Annotated in this window: 21 protein-coding genes and 1 tRNA gene; 9 read left to right on the top strand and 13 right to left on the bottom strand. The window is 32.1% G+C overall.

Annotation, left to right across the window (positions count from 1 at the left end; translation table 11 throughout):
- Positions 1-112: 112 nt before the first annotated feature.
- From tpiA to WNY78_RS16570, 5 genes are all read right to left on the bottom strand, one after another.
- Positions 113-862, bottom strand: coding sequence for a triose-phosphate isomerase (tpiA, locus tag WNY78_RS16590; protein WP_342874339.1), 750 nt, complete (start codon positions 860-862; stop codon positions 113-115).
- A 40-nt stretch (positions 863-902) separates the two neighbouring features.
- On the bottom strand, positions 903-1394 hold the full coding sequence (locus WNY78_RS16585; RefSeq protein WP_342874338.1) for a TlpA disulfide reductase family protein: 492 nt from the start codon (positions 1392-1394) through the stop codon (positions 903-905).
- Between the two features lie 99 nt (positions 1395-1493).
- A complete protein-coding gene (locus tag WNY78_RS16580; protein ID WP_342874447.1) occupies positions 1494-2570 on the bottom strand; it encodes an ABC transporter permease in 1077 nt (358 codons plus the stop codon).
- Between the two features lie 101 nt (positions 2571-2671).
- Complete coding sequence (locus WNY78_RS16575; protein WP_342874337.1) at positions 2672-3958, bottom strand: DoxX family protein; 1287 nt, start codon at positions 3956-3958, stop codon at positions 2672-2674.
- 34 nt (positions 3959-3992) lie between these two features.
- Positions 3993-4532, bottom strand: a complete 540-nt coding sequence (locus tag WNY78_RS16570) for a DUF1599 domain-containing protein (protein ID WP_342874336.1) — start codon at positions 4530-4532, stop codon at positions 3993-3995.
- A 130-nt stretch (positions 4533-4662) separates the two neighbouring features.
- Here WNY78_RS16570 and folP point away from each other — a divergent pair, with 130 nt between their 5' ends.
- The 5 genes from folP to WNY78_RS16545 are packed head-to-tail and all read left to right on the top strand — an operon-like array spanning position 4663 to position 8611.
- Positions 4663-5433, top strand: coding sequence for a dihydropteroate synthase (gene folP, locus WNY78_RS16565; RefSeq protein WP_342874446.1), 771 nt, complete (start codon positions 4663-4665; stop codon positions 5431-5433).
- A 10-nt stretch (positions 5434-5443) separates the two neighbouring features.
- Positions 5444-6142 (top strand): hypothetical protein, encoded by a 699-nt coding sequence (locus tag WNY78_RS16560; protein WP_342874335.1) that lies wholly within the window; start codon positions 5444-5446, stop codon positions 6140-6142.
- A 48-nt stretch (positions 6143-6190) separates the two neighbouring features.
- Entirely contained in the window at positions 6191-6973 is a 783-nt protein-coding gene (cdaA, locus tag WNY78_RS16555; protein ID WP_342874334.1) for a diadenylate cyclase CdaA, read from the top strand.
- Complete coding sequence (locus tag WNY78_RS16550; RefSeq protein WP_342874333.1) at positions 6974-7774, top strand: DUF3667 domain-containing protein; 801 nt, start codon at positions 6974-6976, stop codon at positions 7772-7774.
- A gap of 12 nt (positions 7775-7786) precedes the next feature.
- Entirely contained in the window at positions 7787-8611 is an 825-nt protein-coding gene (locus WNY78_RS16545) for a DUF3667 domain-containing protein (protein WP_342874332.1), read from the top strand.
- On the opposite strand, the gene WNY78_RS16540 is transcribed toward WNY78_RS16545, so the two are convergent.
- Both WNY78_RS16540 and truA read right to left on the bottom strand, forming a co-directional pair.
- Positions 8608-10374, bottom strand: a complete 1767-nt coding sequence (locus WNY78_RS16540) for an ABC transporter ATP-binding protein (RefSeq protein ID WP_342874331.1) — start codon at positions 10372-10374, stop codon at positions 8608-8610. The genes WNY78_RS16545 and WNY78_RS16540 overlap by 4 nt on opposite strands.
- Before the next feature lie 3 nt (positions 10375-10377).
- Positions 10378-11124: a tRNA pseudouridine(38-40) synthase TruA gene (gene truA, locus WNY78_RS16535; RefSeq protein WP_342874445.1), complete on the bottom strand. Its 747-nt coding sequence runs from the start codon at positions 11122-11124 to the stop codon at positions 10378-10380.
- Between the two features lie 152 nt (positions 11125-11276).
- On the opposite strand from truA, the gene WNY78_RS16530 reads away from it, so the two are divergent.
- Complete coding sequence (locus tag WNY78_RS16530) at positions 11277-11774, top strand: metallophosphoesterase family protein (protein WP_342874330.1); 498 nt, start codon at positions 11277-11279, stop codon at positions 11772-11774.
- A gap of 189 nt (positions 11775-11963) precedes the next feature.
- Here the strand turns inward: WNY78_RS16530 and WNY78_RS16525 are convergent, their stop codons facing one another.
- On the bottom strand, positions 11964-12374 hold the full coding sequence (locus WNY78_RS16525; RefSeq protein ID WP_342874329.1) for a DUF4293 domain-containing protein: 411 nt from the start codon (positions 12372-12374) through the stop codon (positions 11964-11966).
- Positions 12375-12603: 229 nt separating this feature from the next.
- On the opposite strand from WNY78_RS16525, the gene rho reads away from it, so the two are divergent.
- Entirely contained in the window at positions 12604-14346 is a 1743-nt protein-coding gene (gene rho, locus WNY78_RS16520; RefSeq protein WP_342874328.1) for a transcription termination factor Rho, read from the top strand.
- Between the two features lie 130 nt (positions 14347-14476).
- On the opposite strand, the gene WNY78_RS16515 is transcribed toward rho, so the two are convergent.
- The 4 genes from WNY78_RS16515 to proS all read right to left on the bottom strand — a co-directional run bounded on the left by WNY78_RS16515 (position 14477) and on the right by proS (position 16982).
- The gene (locus tag WNY78_RS16515) at positions 14477-14842 is read right to left on the bottom strand and encodes a hypothetical protein (RefSeq protein WP_342874327.1); all 366 of its coding nucleotides are present in this window, start codon (positions 14840-14842) and stop codon (positions 14477-14479) included.
- Between the two features lie 174 nt (positions 14843-15016).
- Entirely contained in the window at positions 15017-15271 is a 255-nt protein-coding gene (gene rpsT, locus WNY78_RS16510) for a 30S ribosomal protein S20 (protein ID WP_342874326.1), read from the bottom strand.
- 27 nt (positions 15272-15298) lie between these two features.
- Positions 15299-15370 (bottom strand) — tRNA-Glu (locus WNY78_RS16505).
- Between the two features lie 133 nt (positions 15371-15503).
- Complete coding sequence (gene proS / locus WNY78_RS16500; protein WP_342874325.1) at positions 15504-16982, bottom strand: proline--tRNA ligase; 1479 nt, start codon at positions 16980-16982, stop codon at positions 15504-15506.
- Positions 16983-17082: 100 nt separating this feature from the next.
- On the opposite strand from proS, the gene WNY78_RS16495 reads away from it, so the two are divergent.
- Entirely contained in the window at positions 17083-18171 is a 1089-nt protein-coding gene (locus WNY78_RS16495) for a hypothetical protein (protein WP_342874324.1), read from the top strand.
- Positions 18172-18206: 35 nt separating this feature from the next.
- On the top strand, positions 18207-19724 hold the full coding sequence (locus WNY78_RS16490) for a transporter (RefSeq protein WP_342874323.1): 1518 nt from the start codon (positions 18207-18209) through the stop codon (positions 19722-19724).
- 379 nt (positions 19725-20103) lie between these two features.
- Here WNY78_RS16490 and WNY78_RS16485 read toward each other — a convergent pair.
- Positions 20104-20271, bottom strand: a 168-nt coding sequence (locus WNY78_RS16485; RefSeq protein ID WP_342874444.1) for a T9SS type B sorting domain-containing protein, incomplete at its 5' end; no start/stop codon positions are given.

The raw sequence follows: 20271 nt of genomic DNA, 5'->3' as shown, positions 1-20271 counted from the left end.
TAATAATTAACTGACTGCAAGCTAATTACAATTAAAACCAAATACATAAGGGCATTCTCTAAGTTTGAAAACTTAGGGAATACCCTTAGAAAAATTTATGTATCGATTACTTCTAAAATGCGTTTACAATCGTATAAAAATCTTCAGCTTTAAGTGCTGCTCCTCCAATTAATCCACCATCAACATCTGGCTTACCAAAAATCTCTTTAGCGTTGGCAGGTTTTACACTACCACCATAAAGAATGGTCATATCATCTGCAACAACGTTACCATATTTACTTTCTAAAGTTTTTCTAATAAATGCGTGCATGTCTTGCGCTTGCTCTGGACTTGCAGTTTCTCCTGTACCAATTGCCCAAACAGGCTCATAGGCTAAAACGATATTTTTAAATGCTGAAGCTTCTAAATGAAATAAAGCATTCTTAATTTGAGATTCCACAACTTGCTCCTCTTTTCCTGCTTTGCGATCTGCTAATTCTTCTCCAAAACAGAAAATTATACGCATATCATGAGCTAAAGCTGCATCTACTTTTTTTGCTAAAGACTCGTCTGTTTCATTGTAATAAGCGCGACGCTCACTATGTCCTAAAATAACGGTTTGAATACCAACGCTTTTTAGCATACTTGCACTAACCTCTCCAGTATATGCTCCATTTTCTGCAAAGTGCATGTTTTGAGCAACAACTTCAATATCGTCTTGTCTAGTAGCTTCAAAAGTATGCCATAAATTAGTAAATGAAGGCGCAATCATCACTTCTGCATCAGAAGTTTTAGTTTGTTTTTTTAATTCTGAAATTAATGTTTCAGTTTGTGCTAAATCATTATTCATTTTCCAGTTACCTGCTACAATATGTTTTCTCATGTGTGTTGTGTGTTACGTTTCCGAATAAACTTAAATTATATTATAAATGTTCTTTAATTTTTGGATCACTTGCTTTTATAGCTCTAAATAATTTGATATTACTTTCTGCATCTATGACCATATATCTAGGTACCCAATCTAAATCTACAAAATCACTAAAAGCCCCTTTCCAACCTGAAGGCATAAAATAATGCTCTCCAATCATATCATACTTTTTAATGCTATTTTTCCAGCTCGTTTGCGTTTTATCCATAGATAAAAACACATAAGTTACGTCTTTGTATTGGTCTTGTAATGCTTTTAAGTCTGGTAAACCTACAATACAATCCCTACACCAACTAGCCCAAATGTCTATTAAAACTGTTTTGCCTTTACTGGCTTCTAATATCTTCTGAAATGTAACAGACTCGTTTTCTAGATCTATAAAAGTAGTATTAAGTGCTTCTTGAGAAAACTGTGTTGGCTCAGGTTGTGCTTCGCAACTTGTGATGCAAAGGCAAATGAATGCAATATATATTATTTTTTTAATCATTATCTAAATTTCATTTTTGACTATTAACCCTTCCGTCTTTCAATTTAAAAAAATTGAAATCCACCTTCCCTAAAATAGAGAAGGAATTTTTCCTCTGTTTTACTCTAACTTCACTTTAGGATCGAGCCAACCATAAATGACATCTACAAAGATATTAATGATAATAAACAAAACCGCAATTATTAGTACAGATCCCATAATTACTGGCAAATCTAGTGTATTTAATGCGTTTACGATTTCTTTCCCTAATCCGTTCCAGCCAAAAATATACTCTACAAATACAGCACCTGCTAACATAGATGCAAACCAACCTGATATTGCTGTAACCACTGGATTTAATGCGTTTTTTATAGCGTGCTTTTTTATAATCTGAAATTCGCTAAGCCCTTTTGCTCTCGCTGTTCTAATATAATCTTGATTGAATACTTCTAACAATGAATTTCGCATCAACTGAATGACAACTGCCAAGGGACGAATTCCTAAAACAATAGCAGGAAGTATTAAATTCTTCCACTGAATATTAACTTTTTCTCCAAAATCATCGAGTTCGTACAAGCTACCTGTCATTTCTAAATTGGTATATTTATGTAATACAAAACCAAAAAACCATGCGAAAAGTATGGCACTAAAAAATGAAGGCACACTCATTCCTAAAGTACTAAAAATTTGAATGGTTTTATCAACCCAAGTGTCTTTATAAAGCGCAGATAGGATTCCGAAGAAAATACCAAGAACAATAGCAATGACAATTGCTGAGACTGCTAAAACTGCTGTATTAGGCAATGTTTCTCCTATCACTTGAGAGACCTTTTTACCTTGCTTAGTAAAGGATTCTCTTAAATAAGGAAACTTAATTACGGTTGTTACATTTCCGAAGGAAAACACATTGGTTGCCGAATATTTACCGTCTTTCAAAAATGTATAATCCTCCTGTTTTTTAGAGTGAAATGAGATTGGTGACAAATCATTTAAATAATACAAATACTGGGTTGAAATGGGTTTATCAAATCCGTATTTTGCTTTTACTGCTGCGATTTGCTCACTGTCTTCATTTTGCCCAAGCATCATTTGTGCAGGATCTCCAGGTAAAATATTGAATAAATAAAATATAACCGTTATAACTCCTAAAAGGGTTAGTAAGGCGTAAAAGGTTTTATTTAGGATGTATCTTATCAGTTTATTGTTCTTTGTTGAGTTGTTTGGTGTAGAGTTGTACCTACTGTACTTTGTTTACCCTTATATTATTTAACACTGTAAACTGTGTATGTGACTGAAAACTAGTTTTTAAACTCCAAATCATCAACATCATTCCAGTGTACTTTTTGAGTCACGGTTCCTTTTTCTAAAACAACAATTCCTGGATTTGATCTCACAACCGTTTTTAATACTTTTTCATCACAGAGATAAAAATCAAAATCTAAATTATAAGTATTTTTCACTTCTTTTTTCTTGTCTTCTCCAGAGGCTGTTAAACCAATAACTGTGTACCCTTTTTTCTGAGCTTCGTCTGCCATGGCTTTAAGAGCTTTCATCCCGTTAGGATCAGATTTCTCTAAACTGTAAGACACAATCATGACTAATTTTTCAACTTCTAAAAATTGTTGCGTTAAATCTTCATCTTCAGATTCTATAGTGAAATCTTGAATTTTAGGCTCATCACCTTCTTTAATGACGATAGTTTCAACACCAACAATTTCATCGTATTTTTCTGGTCCACGACCTCTATCTGTAATGGTTTGCTCTTTTCCGTCTAACTTATATGTCCAAATATAATCGGTTACAGCTTTTTGAGCATCTGCAGGTAACGTCATATTCTCTTGAAAGTTATCGCCTATTTTATAAGCTCTAAAATCTTTTAATGGTAAATTTTCTAAGCAATAATAAGTGAATCCTAAACAAATGACATAAGCAGCTAACAATGATAACCAATCGCCTTTAGTGTTGTTTTTTATAAGATAAACAACTGCATATAATACAATTGAAAATAGAACTGTAAACCACCAACCGATGACTAAAACTCCAAACGCGAAGATGAGAACTAAAGATGTTATCATGTAAAACCAATCTTCGGTCTTCGTATTTTTTTGGATTTTATTTTTAAAAGCAAAAATGAATAATGGGATTGTAAAAATCAACAAAAAGAGATCTTTATAAAAGGACTCTTTAGGTGCTAATTTTAAAGCATCACCAAAGCAACCACAATCTGTTACACAATTTTGCGTGAACTCTTGTCCTAATCTTCCTGCAGTTTCTTGAGCTACTAAGCAACTAGATGTGTACCAAGTAAGCCATGTAAAAAACAGCATCATTAACAAAATTAATGTTGATGACAGTTTACTCTTTAATCCAAAAATAACTGCGACACCTAATACAATTTCAACGACACAAATACTGACTGCGATTAATAATGAATATGGAATTAAAAATTCTAGATTTAAAACATCTTGAGCAAAATAATCATTCAGTTTATATGAAAAACCTATGGTATCATTACATTTAATTAAACCAGAAACGATAAATAAACTTCCAACAATAAGTCTTGAAATGGTGATAAATATTTTCATGTGTACTATGGTGATTTAAGAAACTATTATTTATTTATTTATTATCTAAATGAATCAAAGCAAATACCGAATAATTAATCATATCCTGATAATTGGCATCAATACCTTCACTTACTAATGTTTTTCCTGCGTTATCTTCAATTTGTTTTACGCGTAATAATTTTTGCAAAATCAAATCGGTTAAACTACTCACACGCATCTCTCTCCAAGCTTCTCCATAATCATGGTTCTTGTCCATCATGAGTTGTTTTGTAAATGCAATTTTATCATCATACAACTCAATCGCTTCTTCTAAAGATAAATCTGGTTGTTCTACCACACCTTTCTCTAATTGTATTAAAGCCATTGTACAATAATTGATAATCCCAATAAACTCGCTAACTTCGCCTTCATCAACTTTACGTTCGTTGTTTTGTTGTAAACCTCTAATGCGTTGTGCTTTAATAAAAATTTGATCGGTTAGTGATGGTAGTCTTAGAATTCGCCAAGCGCTTCCGTAGTCTTTCATTTTATTTATAAAAAGACTTCGGCATGTTGAAATTACACCATCATATTGTTTTGAAGTATCTTGCATTTAAAACATTTAAATTTCCGTAAATTTCGCATAAATTAATCAGATTTGAAAACTTTAACCATACTATATAGCTTTGAGTAAAACCATTAACTGTAACAGTCAATTAATAGACCTCTCACAACCTAAAGTTATGGGAATTCTAAACGTCACACCAGATTCTTTTTACGATGGTGGTAACTACACTAATAAAACGGCTATCATGAGTCAGGTAAAAACCATGATAGATCAAGGCGCTTCCTTTATTGATGTTGGTGGTTACAGTTCTAGACCAAATGCAGATGATGTTTCCGTAGAAGAAGAATTAAAACGAGTTATTCCAATTATTGAATTGATTGGTAACGAGTTTCCAGAAACGCTCATTTCCGTAGATACATTTAGAAGTCAAGTCGCAGAGCAAGCTATTGAAGCTGGTGCTTGTATGATTAATGATATTTCTGCTGGACATTTGGACGACAATATGCTTAAAACGGTTGCCAAATTAAAAGTTCCTTACATAATGATGCACATGAAAGGCACTCCAAAAACGATGAAAACCCTTACCAATTATGATGATTTGGTTAAGGATATTCTCTTTTATTTTTCTGAACGTATTGCAGAAGCTAGAGATTTAGGTATCGTTGATATAATTATTGATCCTGGTTTTGGATTTGCAAAAACGGTTGAGCAAAATTTCGAGCTACTCAACAAATTTGAGCTTTTAAAAATGACCGATTTACCTATTCTCGCCGGATTGTCTAGAAAATCTATGATTTACAAAACTTTGAATAGTTCTCAAGAAGAAGCGCTAAACGGAACCACAATTCTCAACACAATAGCCTTGCAAAAAGGTGCAACTATTTTGAGAGTTCATGACGTTAAAGAAGCAATGGAATGTATTAAACTAACCCAACAACTTCACTAATGAATTAAAAATGAAACACTTATATCTACTACTAATTTTTATCCTTCTTTTTTCCTGCGGAAATGAGCGTGTTCTACAACTCCCTGAAATTGAAAATGCAAAAATCACCGAAATACGCGATGTGTCTCACGCCTATTTATTTTATGATGAGACCAAAGAAGATAGCGTTGAAATCAATCGAAAAAACCTGATTATCACCACAAATTGGTTAGTTAATGTTGATAAACGATTGACACTTGCTCAAGCTATTCCGAAGATAAAATTCTTACAAGACAAAAAGCGAAATGCAGAACTTCATAAAAATGAAGATGCAAAGAATTACTTTACTTGTAATGATACGAGTATAAAGAATTTAGGTTTTTTGGAGTTTACGGATGTGTACTATGTAGACGAAATCGATTCGTATAATTTAGATAATTCCCTAAAAGATAATGTAAAAACAATCATAGTTCATTTCTATTCAATTGACAAAATAATTATTGATGATAACTTCAAGAACGAAAGTGAAATAAAATTAATAAACACAATTTCTGCTCTTGGAGCTAAGCTTGATGAATTGAAAAATGAAAATGGAAATATTGAAATATGTTTAATGTTTAACCCAAAACTTACTTTTCAAGACTACATTACAGTTAAATCTCAAATTTTAAAATTAGAATCAGAAGATTTTGCAATCGACAAAAATGAAATTGTTATTGATTATGACTAATTCATATATTAACCAATAATTATTACATTTACAGAAACACACTAACCATTGGAAAAATTCAAATTTTGGGATTTTGGAATTATAGACTTTATCGACGTTTTTCTCGTCGCTATTCTACTTTACTATGTCTATAAATTGGTTAAAGGCACAGTTGCTGTCAATATTTTTATTGGAATTATCATTATCTATCTCGTTTGGAGAGTGACTGAATTTCTAGACATGTACATGCTGCATCGCATCTTTGATGGTTTTATTAAAGTTGGGATTATTGCACTTATTGTTGTGTTTCAACCCGAAATACGAAAGTTTTTATTAATGGTTGGGTCTACCAATTTAAGTGGTAGTGGTAAGTTTTTCAAGAAAATGAAATTCTTAAAAACCGAAGTAGAAACAGAAACCGATATCAATGCTATTGTAAATGCCTGTGATAAAATGTCACAATCAAAAACTGGTGCGCTCATTGTTATAGAGCGCAATAATAATCTTGACTTTTTGACCAATACTGGTGATGCCATGAATATTAAAGTGACGCAACCCATTATTGAAAGTATTTTTTTTAAAAACAGTCCGTTGCATGATGGTGCCATTATTATAGAGAATAATGTAGTAAAAGCAACACGTGTTATTTTACCGGTTAGTAGTGAGCAAAATATTCCACAACGTTTTGGTTTGCGTCATCGTGCTGCAGTAGGTATTACTGAAAAGACTGATGCTGTTGCAATTGCAGTTAGTGAAGAAACTGGTCAAATCTCATACATAAAAAATGGAGAGTTTGTGATGTTTGAAACCATACAAGATTTAACTGCCCTATTATATAACGACCTCACGTAAATGAATTGTAAAAACTGTGAAATAGCTTTAAAAGACACCATAAACTTTTGTCCTAATTGTGGTGCAAAAGTTGTAAGAAAACGTCTTACAATGAAAAATCTTTGGCAAGATATCAGTTTACAATTCATAAATATTGATAATAAATTTCTCAAAACATTTACTCACCTTTTTACACAACCAGAAAACGTCATTAGTGGTTTTATTGATGGAACTCGTAAAAAGTATATTAATGTTATTCAATACTTTGCTATTTCTTTAACGCTTGTTGGGATTCAAGTATTTTTAATGAATACTTTTTTTAGTGATGATTTGGCTCATGCTATGGATTTTATGAAACCTTTTGAAAAAGCTACAGGAGGTAAAAACAATCCATTTAATTCTAGCTTAGGAAATCTTGAAGAAATTAATAACTACCAAAGTATTATATACATCTGTACGGTACCTTTATATACTTTAGCAACATGGTTATCTTACAAAATAATTAAACCTGTAAAACGATATAACTTCACAGAGCATTTAGTTTTAAACCTTTACTATAATGCGCAAGTCATTATAATTACTGCTGTATTGAGCATTCTTTTTTTATGTTTTGGCTTTAATTATTTACTAATTTCTGGTGTTGTATCATTTCTTGTCTTTATATATCTATTCTATGTTTTAAAGCGTGTTTTTAATGTTTCCTTTTTAGAAGCTTTTGCTCATTTTTTACTAGTTATGAGTATGTTTATTGCTATTTCCTTGACCTTAGGAGTCTTAATTGGACTAGTAGCTTTAGGATTTACAATTGCTACCAAAGCTTAATATTTTTATGTGATGAACTGTAAAAACTGTAACAATCAATTACCAACTGAAAGTGAATTTTGCAATATTTGTGGAGGAAAAGTTATTAGAAACCGACTCACATTCAAAAATATTTTTGAGCATATTAGTGAAACATTTTTCAATTATGACAATAAGCTTCTAAGAACATGTATTGATTTGTTTAGAAAGCCAGAATTAGTAATTGATGGCTATATAGAAGGTATTAGAAAAAGATATGTTAATCCAATTAGTTTCTTTGGAATTTCACTAACACTTAGTGGATTATCTATTTTCATTATAAAAAAATACTACTTAGAATATCTCGATTTTTCAAATCTATTTAAAGGTGAATACTTAAACAACCCAATGTCTCAGCAAATGATGCAAAACTCATCAAGCACTTCATTTGAGTATGGTTCTTTAATTTTATCAGCAATGATTCCTTTAATGGCACTTGTTTCTGTGATTGTATTCTATGATAAACGTTATAATTTCACCGAACATATCATCGTTTATTTATATAGTATGTCTGCACTCACAATTGTATCAATTTTTGCAGGACAAATTATACTACTAATAGCTCCTACATATTATTTATTGTTTGCTATGTTACTATACTTAGCACTGTTCATATATCATTGCTATGCGTTCAAACGTATTTTTAAACTGAGTGTTGGAGATTTAATATTAAAAATATTAATATTTGTTATTGTCTTTTTTGTGTTTTATATAATATTCGGAATCATAATGGCAGTCATCATGTATTTAAATGGAGATTTTGACCAAATGTTTCAAGCAAAAGAAGCTGCAAAAGAAATTACTTCCCTATGGCATTAACTTGCCTCAGCTTTTAAAAACTGAACCTCATACAAATTACGATAATACCCATTTTCAACTTTTAGAAGTTCGTTGTGCGTTCCCTTTTCTACAATTTTACCAGCATCCATAACGATAATCTGATCTGCTTGTTGGATGGTTGCTAAGCGATGCGCAATAACTATAGAAGTACGACCTTTAGTAATTTTATCTGTTGCATCTTGTATCAATTGCTCTGAGTAAGAATCCACAGAAGACGTCGCTTCATCTAACACCAAAATACTAGGGTTAGTCACATAAGCTCTTAAAAATGAAATTAATTGTCGTTGACCAGAAGACAACATCGCACCACGTTCTTTTACATTATAATGATAGCCGTTTGGCAAACTAGAAATAAAATCATGAATCCCAATATCTTTTGCTGCTTGTATTACTTTTTCTTCGGAAATCGTCTCGTCTTTAAGCGTGATATTATTCAAAATAGTATCTGCAAATAAGAACACATCTTGCAATACTACTGCTATTTGAGAACGTAGTGATTTTAAAGTCAAGCTTTTTATATCAATTCCGTCAATACAAATCGTACCATTATTAATATCATAAAACCTGTTTAACAAATTGATAATGGTGGACTTACCGGCACCTGTAGAACCAACAATAGCAATTGTTTGTCCTGCTTTAACCTCTAATGAAATTCCTTGAAGCACTTCTTCATCTTGCACATAAGAAAACCACACATCCTTAAATGAAATATCGCCTTTAAATTCTGTGGCTATCGCAGTACCAGAATCATCTATTTGTGACGTTGTATCCAAAACTCTAAACACACGATCTGCAGCAACCATTCCCATTTGGAGCGTATTAAACTTGTTAGCTATCTGGTTTAAAGGTCTAAATAACATTGGCACGAACATGATAAAAGCGAATAATTCACCTTCGGTAGCTGTACCACTATAGACAACGCTTAATCCTCCAACCCAAATAATGGTTCCTAAAGTTATAGAAGATAATAAATCTGCAATTGGAAAAAACACAGAGTTATACCAAACTGTTTTTAACCAACCTCTTTTATGACGTTCATTAATAGCTTTAAATTTCTTAAACTCAGTATCTTCTCTAGTGAAAAGTTGAAGAATTTTCATTCCTGTTACACGTTCTTGCACAAAAGAATTAAGGTTGGACACTTCATTTCGTACTTCCTCAAAAGCACGTTTCATATATTTCTGAAAAATCTTAGTAGCGAATAAAACAATTGGCATCGTCACGAATGCAATGAGACTTAACTTCCAATTCATATAAAACATCATGCCACCAACAACGAGCATTTTGAGCAAATCACTAAAAATCATGAATAACCCTTCTCCAAAAATAGCTGCAATTCGTTCCATATCTGTCACTGTTCTCGTAATCAAAACACCTACAGATGAATTATCATAATACTTCATTCTAAAACTAAGTACATGATTATATAATTTCACTCTAATATCCTTAACTATAGATTGCCCAAGCCAATTTGCGTAGTAGATAAAAAACAACTGACTAACAACTTCAAGTATTAACAAAACAAGCATCAAGATGATATAAAACAAGAAACCGTTATATTGTTTTAGAGCCACATGCTCATCAATTGCTTTTTGCAACACCAAAGGTCTCAAAGCTCCAAAAACGGCAAGTCCAACAACACAAACTAATGAGACAATAAACACAGACCTGTAGGGCTTTATGTATTGAAGCAATCGCTTAAACAATGTTATATCAAAGACTTTAGTTTTTTTGTTTTCCATGTATTAATTAGTGATTTTTATAGTGTCTGGATACTCAACATTTACAAGATACAATCCATGAGCAGGAACCGAAAACCCAGCCTCTCCTCTATCTTTAGATTCTAAAATATCATGCAATTTTTCAACTTCCAATTTACCTAATCCAATATTAATTAAGGTTCCCACGATAGCTCTTACCATATTTCTTAAAAACCGATCAGCTTGTATTGTGAAAATTAATTCGTCTTTTTCAACAGTCCAAAACGCTTGCATGAGTTTACAATTATACGTTTTTACGTCTGTATTCACTTTAGAGAAGCATTGAAAATTATTATACTGCAATAGAATTTCACAAGCTTTATTCATCAAATCTACATCTAATGATTTCTGCAAAGCATATGCATAATCATAGTTAAACACGTTTTTACTCGTAGAAATCCTATAATTATAAGTTCTACTCACAGCATGAAAACGTGCATGAACATCATCTTTGACTTCAAAAACAGTTGTAATTGCTATATCCTTAGGAAGAAAAGAATTCAGTTTAAAAATAATATTATTTGGTAATTGATCATCAAAATCAAAATGTGCAAACATCTGTGACGCATGAACTCCAGTATCTGTTCTACCAGCTCCCATTGCAGAAATTTTTTGTTTTAATAGTGTTGATAAAGCATTTTCTAAAACCTCTTGTACAGAAATGGCGTCTGGTTGATTTTGCCAACCATGATATGCTTTTCCGTTATATGATAATTCGATAAAAAAACGCAATAGAAATGTTACTTTTGTGAACAAGCAAAGATAATTAGATTTGATGGTTATCAACTTACATTAACACAATTAAAAGTTTTTCTTCGGAAATTTTAATGAATAAGAACTCTAGATATTAATAAAAAAGATTTCCGTTTCTACGGAAAGTGAACATGACAAAAATCTTACTCCTTTCTGACACACATAGCTACATAGATGAAGCCATATTAAAACATGTTAAAAAAGCTGACGAAGTGTGGCATGCTGGAGATATTGGAGATTTAGAAGTAACCGATAAAATAAAAGCTCTTAAACCCTTACGAGCAGTTTACGGCAATATTGATGATGCTAAAGCGCGATTAGAATTTCCAGAAAACAATCGTTTTATGTGTGAAGATGTTGATGTTTTTATGACTCATATTGGAGGTTATCCTCCAAAATATAATATGAGAACTCGTGATTTGATTAAAGAAAATCCGCCTCGTATTTTTATCTGCGGACATTCGCACATATTAAAAGTGATGCCAGATAAACGCTATAATTTAATTCATATGAATCCTGGAGCAGTAGGCAAACATGGATTTCACAATGTGAGAACAATGCTTCGCTTTACAATAGATGGTACTAAAATTGAAAATCTTGAAGTTATAGAATTTCCGAAGCGCTATTAATTAAGTTTTATCGCGATAGTTATCGGGAACGAAGAAAAAAAATATAATAAAAAAATGAGATCCCGTTGCAAAAAAAAACGGGATTAGTTCAACCAGCATTATTGAATGCGCTTCCAGTTTTTCAATAATGGGTTTCAATAAAAAAACCCAAGATCTTCACCTTGGGTTTACGCACTAAGATAATAGGGTTTATCGTAATCTATCAACAGATTTTACGAGATCTTCATCCTTTTTTATGGCTTTATTGGCCAAGACCAATAATACGATAGATAAAATAGGTATGAATATCCCAACACCTTTCTCTGAAATGTGACTCTCTCCAGGTGGTATTAGTAATTGATACACAAAAAATCCTAATAAAATAAAGTTTAATATGATATTGAGTCGTCCCAAAACAAATTGAAACTTCCTATTTTTAAAACTAAAAATCGAAATTAAAGATAATAAAGCAGAACCCAAAAATAAACCTAAATATAAATAGTCATCTTTTGCAAAAACAGGAACTTCCTCACTGTTTGTCCATAAGTGAAATACAAATATCAAGCCTGCAGACACTGCTGCAGATAATAAAAGGTATATTGTTTGTATGCGTTGTATCATTTATAATTATCTATAACGAAGCACAAAATTACTAGTTTCTTTTTAAAAGTAGTATTAAATTCTAAAAATAAAATTGTATTATTGCAATAACAATGTGCTATACACAGAGTAGCAGTTGTTTAAATCTTCAGATTTTTTTCAAATTTTTCCCATTATTATATTTTTTCAGAAAAAGAAAAGTAAGAAATTAATCCATTTCAAAGAATAAACTTAATTAGTATACATATACATGTTCGAAATTTCCGAATTAAAAGCAAAGAAGCTTCCTGAACTTCAGGAATTAGCCCAAAAATTAAACGTACCAAAATTCCGTTCGTTAAAAAAATTAGATCTCGTTTACCAAATATTAGATCTACAAGCAGCCAATCCTGATGTTGTAAAGAAAGAAGTTGTTACTCCTGTTAGTACTCCTGCTCCAAAAGCAGAAGACAAGAAACCAGTTCAACCTCGTAAACCTAGAGCTCGTGTTGAGAAAAAGAAAGATGTGAGTCCTACTCCTACTCAACAAAAGATGGAATTAGATGAGAAAAAGGATGACAACTCTTCTAAAGATCAAATCAAAGGAAAAGAATCTAAACCTCACACTAATGAGAAAAAAGATTCTAATACTGATAATCAAAGCAACGATAAACGATCTAACGAGAATAAACCTAACCCTCGTCAAAAAGACGAAAACAAGCCTAATCCTCGCCAAAAAGAAGATAAGAAACCTAATCCTCGTCAAAAGGATGACAAGAAACCAAATCCTCGTCAAAAGGATGGTAATAGACCAAATCCTCGTCACAAAGATGGTAACGTACATAAAAATAATGGTAACAAAGATAGTCGTAACCGTTACAGAGAACCTGACTTTGAATTTGATGCTATCATAGAAAGTGAAGGTGTTTTAGATGTTATGCAAGATGGTTATGGTTTTTTAAGATCATCTGATTATAATTATTTATCGTCACCAGATGATATATATGTATCACAATCTCAAATTAGATTATTTGGATTAAAAGTTGGAGATACTGTTTTAGGAAATGTTCGTCCGCCAAAAGAAGGTGAAAAATATTTCCCTTTAATAAAAGTGAATAAAATAAATGGTCAAAATCCTAATGTTGTTAGAGATCGTGTTGCTTTTGAACACCTAACACCATTGTTTCCACAAGAGAAATTTAATATTGCTGAAAAACAAGCAACTATTTCTACTCGTATAATGGATTTGTTCGCACCAATTGGTAAAGGACAACGTGGTATGATTGTATCACAACCTAAAACTGGTAAAACGATGTTATTAAAGGATGTTGCAAATGCAATTGCAGCTAATCATCCTGAAGTTTATCAAATGATTTTATTAATTGATGAGCGTCCTGAAGAAGTTACAGACATGCAACGTAATGTACGTGGTGAAGTTATTGCTTCTACATTTGATAAAGAAGCTCATGAACACGTAAAGATTGCTAATATCGTTTTAGAAAAAGCAAAACGCTTGGTAGAATGCGGACATGATGTGGTTATTTTATTGGATTCTATAACACGTTTAGCAAGAGCATATAACTCTGTACAACCAGCATCTGGAAAGATTCTTTCTGGAGGTGTTGATGCAAATGCTCTACACAAACCAAAACGTTTCTTTGGAGCTGCACGTAATATTGAAAATGGAGGATCTCTTACCATTATCGCTACAGCATTAACTGAAACAGGTTCTAAAATGGATGAAGTAATATTCGAAGAATTTAAAGGAACTGGTAACATGGAATTACAATTAGATCGTAAGATTTCTAATCGTCGTATTTTCCCTGCTATTGATTTAACATCTTCAAGCACGCGTCGTGATGACATATTATTAGATGCGACAACGATTCAAAGAATGTGGGTTATGCGTAAATATCTTGCAGATATGAATCCTGTAGAAGCTATGGAGTTTATTAATGACAGATTTAAACAAACAAGAAATAATGAAGAGTTTTTAGTATCTATGAACGGATAATTAAACTCATTAATACATATTAAAAAAGCCTTGATTGAATCAAGGCTTTTTTTGTATGTTTTTGATAATGATGTTTACTTTAAATCTAAAATAGTGTCCATACTACTTTTAAACAAAGCAATAGACATAATTAATAGGCCATTAGAAGGGCTTTGTATTCTTGTAAGTCAGATATGTTACCTTTATTATTAAGATTTCCTGCAAGTGCTAATAAATACTTAAGGCTTTCTACAGGAGAAGCATCTTCTGTATTTTCAAAATCATCATCACCTTCTTCTAACGGTTCATCGTCAAGAATAGGGATAAGAAATGATTGGTGCTCTTCTATATGCTCATAAGTATATCTAAGTACTTTTACTAATAATGGTACTTTTTGCTCTATTGCATAGCCTCTTAATTCTTTGATATCGTTGATTAATGAATCTGTATTAATTCCTGTTTCATCAAGATTTTTAAGAATTTTCTCAATAAGTTGAATTGCTTTTGTGTTTTCCAAAGTGGATGATTATTTGAGTAGTTAATTATATAATTGCAAATTTATATCTTTTTAAATCAAGTACAATTCAATTTAAAACTTTATTCTAATTAATTTAAGTCATTAATTTTGATTCATAAAAAAAGCCTCTCGTTAGAGAAGCTTTTCTTTATGTGTTTTAAAAACTGAATAAGCTTAGCTTAAAGAAGCTACAAACTTAGTCAAGTTTGATTTGATATTAGCTGCTTTGTTATCGTGGATAACGTTGTTCTTAGCTAATTTATCAACCATTGAAATAACTACAGGCAAGTACTCACTTGCTTCTTTAGCTTTCTCCATATCACGCAATCTCTTGATAGCACCACGAGTTGTTTTGTGTTGGTATCTGTTACGTAAACGTTTTGCTTCGTTACTTCTAATTCTCTTTAATGCTGACTTATGATTTGCCATTGTTTTTTCTTTCTTGTTAAAAAATTGTAGCCCGTAGGGGAATCGAACCCCTCTTACATGGATGAAAACCATGCGTCCTAGCCGATAGACGAACGGGCCATTTTAGTTATTTCAGTAGCAATTTAATAAATTAAAGTGCTTTTCAAATGAACATGCAATTACTCATTGCGGATGCAAAAATACAACTATTTTTAAATGTTGCAATACCTAGGCAAAGTTTTTTGAAAAAAATTTAATATGCCTTAGCAAATAATACTCTATTTGTTGATGGTTTACCAGTGTAAACGCAGTGTCCTGCTACTTTTTCAACATCCATAGGAATACATCTAATTGTTGCTTTTGTAAGCTCTTTTATTTTTTGTTCAGTTTCTGCTGTACCATCCCAATGTGCAGAAATAAACCCTGTTTTATTCTCTAAAACTGTTTTAAATGACTCAAAATCATCAACTTCTGTGATATGAGTATCTCTGTAATTAAGTGCTTTGGCAAATAATTCATCTTGAATTGTTTTTAACAATGAATTAACTGTAGCAACTAAATTAGACATTTCAACAACTTCTTTTGTCAAAGTATCACGTCTTGCCAATTCAACTGTTTGATTATCTAAATCTCTTTGTCCAATGGCTATTCTTAATGGCACACCTTGTAATTCATGCTGAGCAAACTTAGCTCCTGGCCTATGTGTTGTTCTCGCATCAAGTTTACATGAAACACCAAGTGTTTTTAATTCTTTTATAATGCTATTAGCCTTCTCAGTAATAACTTCTAATTGTTCGTCTGTTTTGTATATTGGAACTATAACAACTTGCGATGGTGCTAAATTTGGTGGTAATACTAAACCTTTATCATCACTATGCGTCATTATCAATGCTCCCATCAATCTCGTAGAAACTCCCCAAGAAGTTGCCCATACATAATCGAGTTTACCTTCGTTGTTTGTAAACTTAACATCAAAAGCTTTAGCAAAATTTTGACCTAGAAAGTGAGAGGTTCCAGCTTGAAGTGCTTTTCCATCTTGCATTAATGCTTCTATACAATACGTATCAATAGCTCCTGCAAAACGCTCACTTTCAGTTTTAACACCTTTTATAACTGGTATTGCCATAAAGTTTTCAGCAAATTCGGCATATACATCATTCATTTGTTCTGCTTCTGCAACAGCTTCTACTTTTGTTGCATGCGCTGTATGTCCCTCTTGCCATAAAAATTCCGCAGTACGTAAAAATAAACGAGTTCTCATTTCCCAACGAACCACATTAGCCCATTGGTTAATTAATATTGGTAAATCTCTATAACTTTGTATCCAACCTTTATATGTATTCCAAATAATGGCTTCACTTGTAGGTCTAACAATGAGTTCTTCTTCTAATTTTGCATCAGGATCTACTCTAAGTTTCCCTGGATTATCAGGATCATTCTGTAATCTATAATGTGTAACAATAGCACATTCTTTTGCAAAGCCTTCAGCATTTTTTTCTTCTGCTTCAAACAAGCTTTTAGGAACAAAAAGTGGGAAATATGCGTTTTGGTGACCTGTTTCTTTAAACATTCGATCTAATTCTGCCTGCATTTTCTCCCAAATTGCGTATCCATATGGCTTTATGACCATACAACCTCTAACAGCAGAATTCTCTGCTAAATCAGCCTTTACAACTAATTCGTTATACCATTTTGAATAGTCTTCTGCTCTACTTGTAAGATTTTTACTCATTTTCAGTGTTTTGGCACAAAATTTGTGATTATGTTAAAAAAAGAAATAGTTCAGCAAAACTAACTATTTTTGTAATGTTCAACAATAAAAATCAATAGATATGCAATTAAACAATTACATACAGACCAAAATTCCATTTTTTGTTGCACTAAGCCTAACGTTCTTGTTAGCTTCTTGTGGTTCATACCAATATGTTGGTTATGATAATGATGGTATATACAGCGATAACCAAGAAGTTGTATACGAAGAAGCAAGAACTATTCCTGCCGAAGACCAAAGTGTCTATAAAGACTATTTTACAGAAAAATCTTTACAGTACAGCGACATACCAGATGATGGTAGTGCTATATTTACGGATATAGATTCATATGAAGGTAATTATAATAACGAACCTATTGAAGACATTCAAACAGGTTATGCTGGTTGGGGACAAGAAAGTTCTGATGTCACTATAAATGTTTATAATTCAGGATGGAATTCACCATATTGGGGAAATGGATTCGGTTATGGATGGTATAGACCTTGGGGATTAAATAATTGGGCTTGGAACAATCCTTATGGGTATAATTGGGGTTGGAATAATTGGGGCTGGAATTCAGGATTTGGATTCGGTTATGGATATGGTTATGGATATGGATATGGTTATGGTTGGAATAACAATTTTTGGTGTCCTCCATACTATAGAAACTACTATAATAGAGGAAACAGTTATGCATATGTATCTGGTAGAAGAGGTGTTACAACATCAAATCTAAATAGGAACAGTAATTACTCTAGACGAAGTGTATCAAGAAGTACGTCGTCATCAATTAGAAATAATTCTATTGTACGACCTAGAAGTACAAATTCTTCTATAAGACCAAGAACATCAACACCAAGAACTAATAACTCAAGTGTTAGGCCAAGAAACTCTACACCTAGAACTAATAACTCAAGTGTAAGACCAAGAAATTCTACACCTAGGGCTAACAACTCAAGTGTAAGACCTAGAAATTCTACACCTAGAAGTTCAAATTCTTCTGTAAGACCGAGAAGAAGTTCTAGTTCATCATCTTCTACACCAAGAGCATCAACATCAAGAAGAAGTAGCAGTAGCTCTTCATCTGTTAGAAGTTCTAGTAGCAGTTCTAGCAGATCTTCAGGATCATCTAGTTCTTCTAGAGGGAGTTCTGGACGTAGAGGAAACTAAGGTTTATTAAATTATTAATTTCGTAAAATTTCAATATGAAAAAATTAACTATACTAGTCATAGGTGTACTATCTATGTCTAATATTATGGCTCAAGATATATCTGATGCACTCAGATATTCTCAAGATGAAATTCAGGGATCCGCTCGTTTTAGAGCACTAAGTGGTGCTTTTGGAGCCTTAGGAGGAGACATGTCTGCAGTAAGTGTAAATCCTGCAGGTTCAGCTGTATTTACCAGAAGTCATGCTTCATTATCACTGTCTAGCTTAAGTATCAACAATGATGTATCCTACTTTAATGGTAGAAGTACATCTTCAGATTCAAAAATAGATTTACACCAAGCAGGTGCAGCATTTGTATTTCAAAACACAGATGATTCTTCCTCTTGGAAAAAATTTGTTCTAAGTGTTGCCTATGATAAGACAGCTAATTATGATGATCAATGGTATGCATCTGGAACAAATACAAATTCGATAGACAATTATTTTCTATCCTATGCACAAGGTCTTAGACTAGTTAATATTTCTGCATTTCCTGGTGAATCCTATTCTGAAGCTTATTCTGAAATTGGATCATTTTATGGCTATGGAAACCAACAAGCTTTCTTAGGCTATGAATCTTATATTTTAGAACCAGGAAGTAATACAGATGATAATACTGTTTACACGTCCAATATAGCATCTGGAACATTCAATCAAGCATATGATTATATAGCTACAGGTTATAACGGAAAGTTTAGCTTTAATGCAGCTGCCCAATATGAAGATAAATTATATTTAGGAATAAACTTAAACACTCACTTCATTAATTATGAAAGATCTACATATTTGAATGAATCTAATTCAAATGATGGTTCTCTAGTAACAAATGTAGGTTTTGCGAACAATCTCTTAACTACAGGTAATGGATTTTCATTTCAATTGGGAGCAATTTTAAAATTAACTAATGAGCTTAGAGCTGGTCTTACTTATAATTCTCCAACATGGTATACAATAACAGAAGAAACTACTCAAGGCATTTCAACATTTGCTACAGATGATGAAGGTTCTTTTAGCACTAACATTCCGTTAAATATTATAAATATTTTTCCTGATTACAATCTTCAATCTCCTGGAAAAATCACTGGAAGTTTAGCTTATGTTTTTGGAGAACAAGGTTTAATAAGTTTTGATTATTCTAGAAGAGATCATACTAAAACTAAATTTAAGCCAACTTCTGACGCCTATTTTGCATCTCAAAATAGTACAATGAATTCACTATTCACAACGGCAAATACATATAGAGTTGGTGGAGAATATAAAATTAAACAAATTAGCCTTAGAGGTGGATATAGATTAGAAGAAAGCCCTTATAAAGACGATTCTTTTTATGGTGACTTAACTGGCTATTCTCTTGGTTTTGGCTATAATTTTGGTAATACAAAATTAGATTTAACCTATGATCATGCTCAAAGAACTACAAATAATCAATTGTATTCTGTAGGTCTAATAGATGCTGCAATATTAGATACTAACAACTCTAATATTACATTATCATTAGGTTTTAATTTATAAGACAATACAATCATTTTCTTCGGAAAAGTGCTTGACTCAGGTTTAGCACTTTTTTTTATTTTCAATCCTTAATAATATAGATTTAAACTCAATTTACTAGAAGTCAATATAAACCCAAACAGAATAACCAAAACTGTAAAATCACTATCTAAACTATGAACTATTAGATAAACAGTTTCACGTTATTAACCCATAAATAATCCTAACTAACACTTATTTACTACTATTTCAGCTTAAAATTTAAGGTTAACTTTCTAGTTTTACATGAACACTATTCTAACCATATTTATAGATACTCTAGAATAAATTTAATCCTTTAAATACAAAAAGGCTACGTCAATGACGTAACCTTTTATTATTTATGATATTTATATTCCCTTTATCTCTTCAGGGTAAAATGGGCTTTAAATTCTTTACGGTCACCTGTATTAGGCTCATTGTACTCTACTACAAACCAATAGTCGCTTGATGGCAGTTGGTTACCATTGTAGGTACCATTCCAGCCTGCTCCTGTTGGACTGAGTTGTTTGAGTAACTTTCCGTATCT

Source organism: Psychroserpens sp. AS72 (assembly GCF_038900375.1).
Taxonomy (GTDB): Bacteria; Bacteroidota; Bacteroidia; order Flavobacteriales; family Flavobacteriaceae; genus Psychroserpens.
Note: the sequence above shows the minus strand (reverse complement) of the source record. Positions and strands in the feature narration are given on the sequence as shown.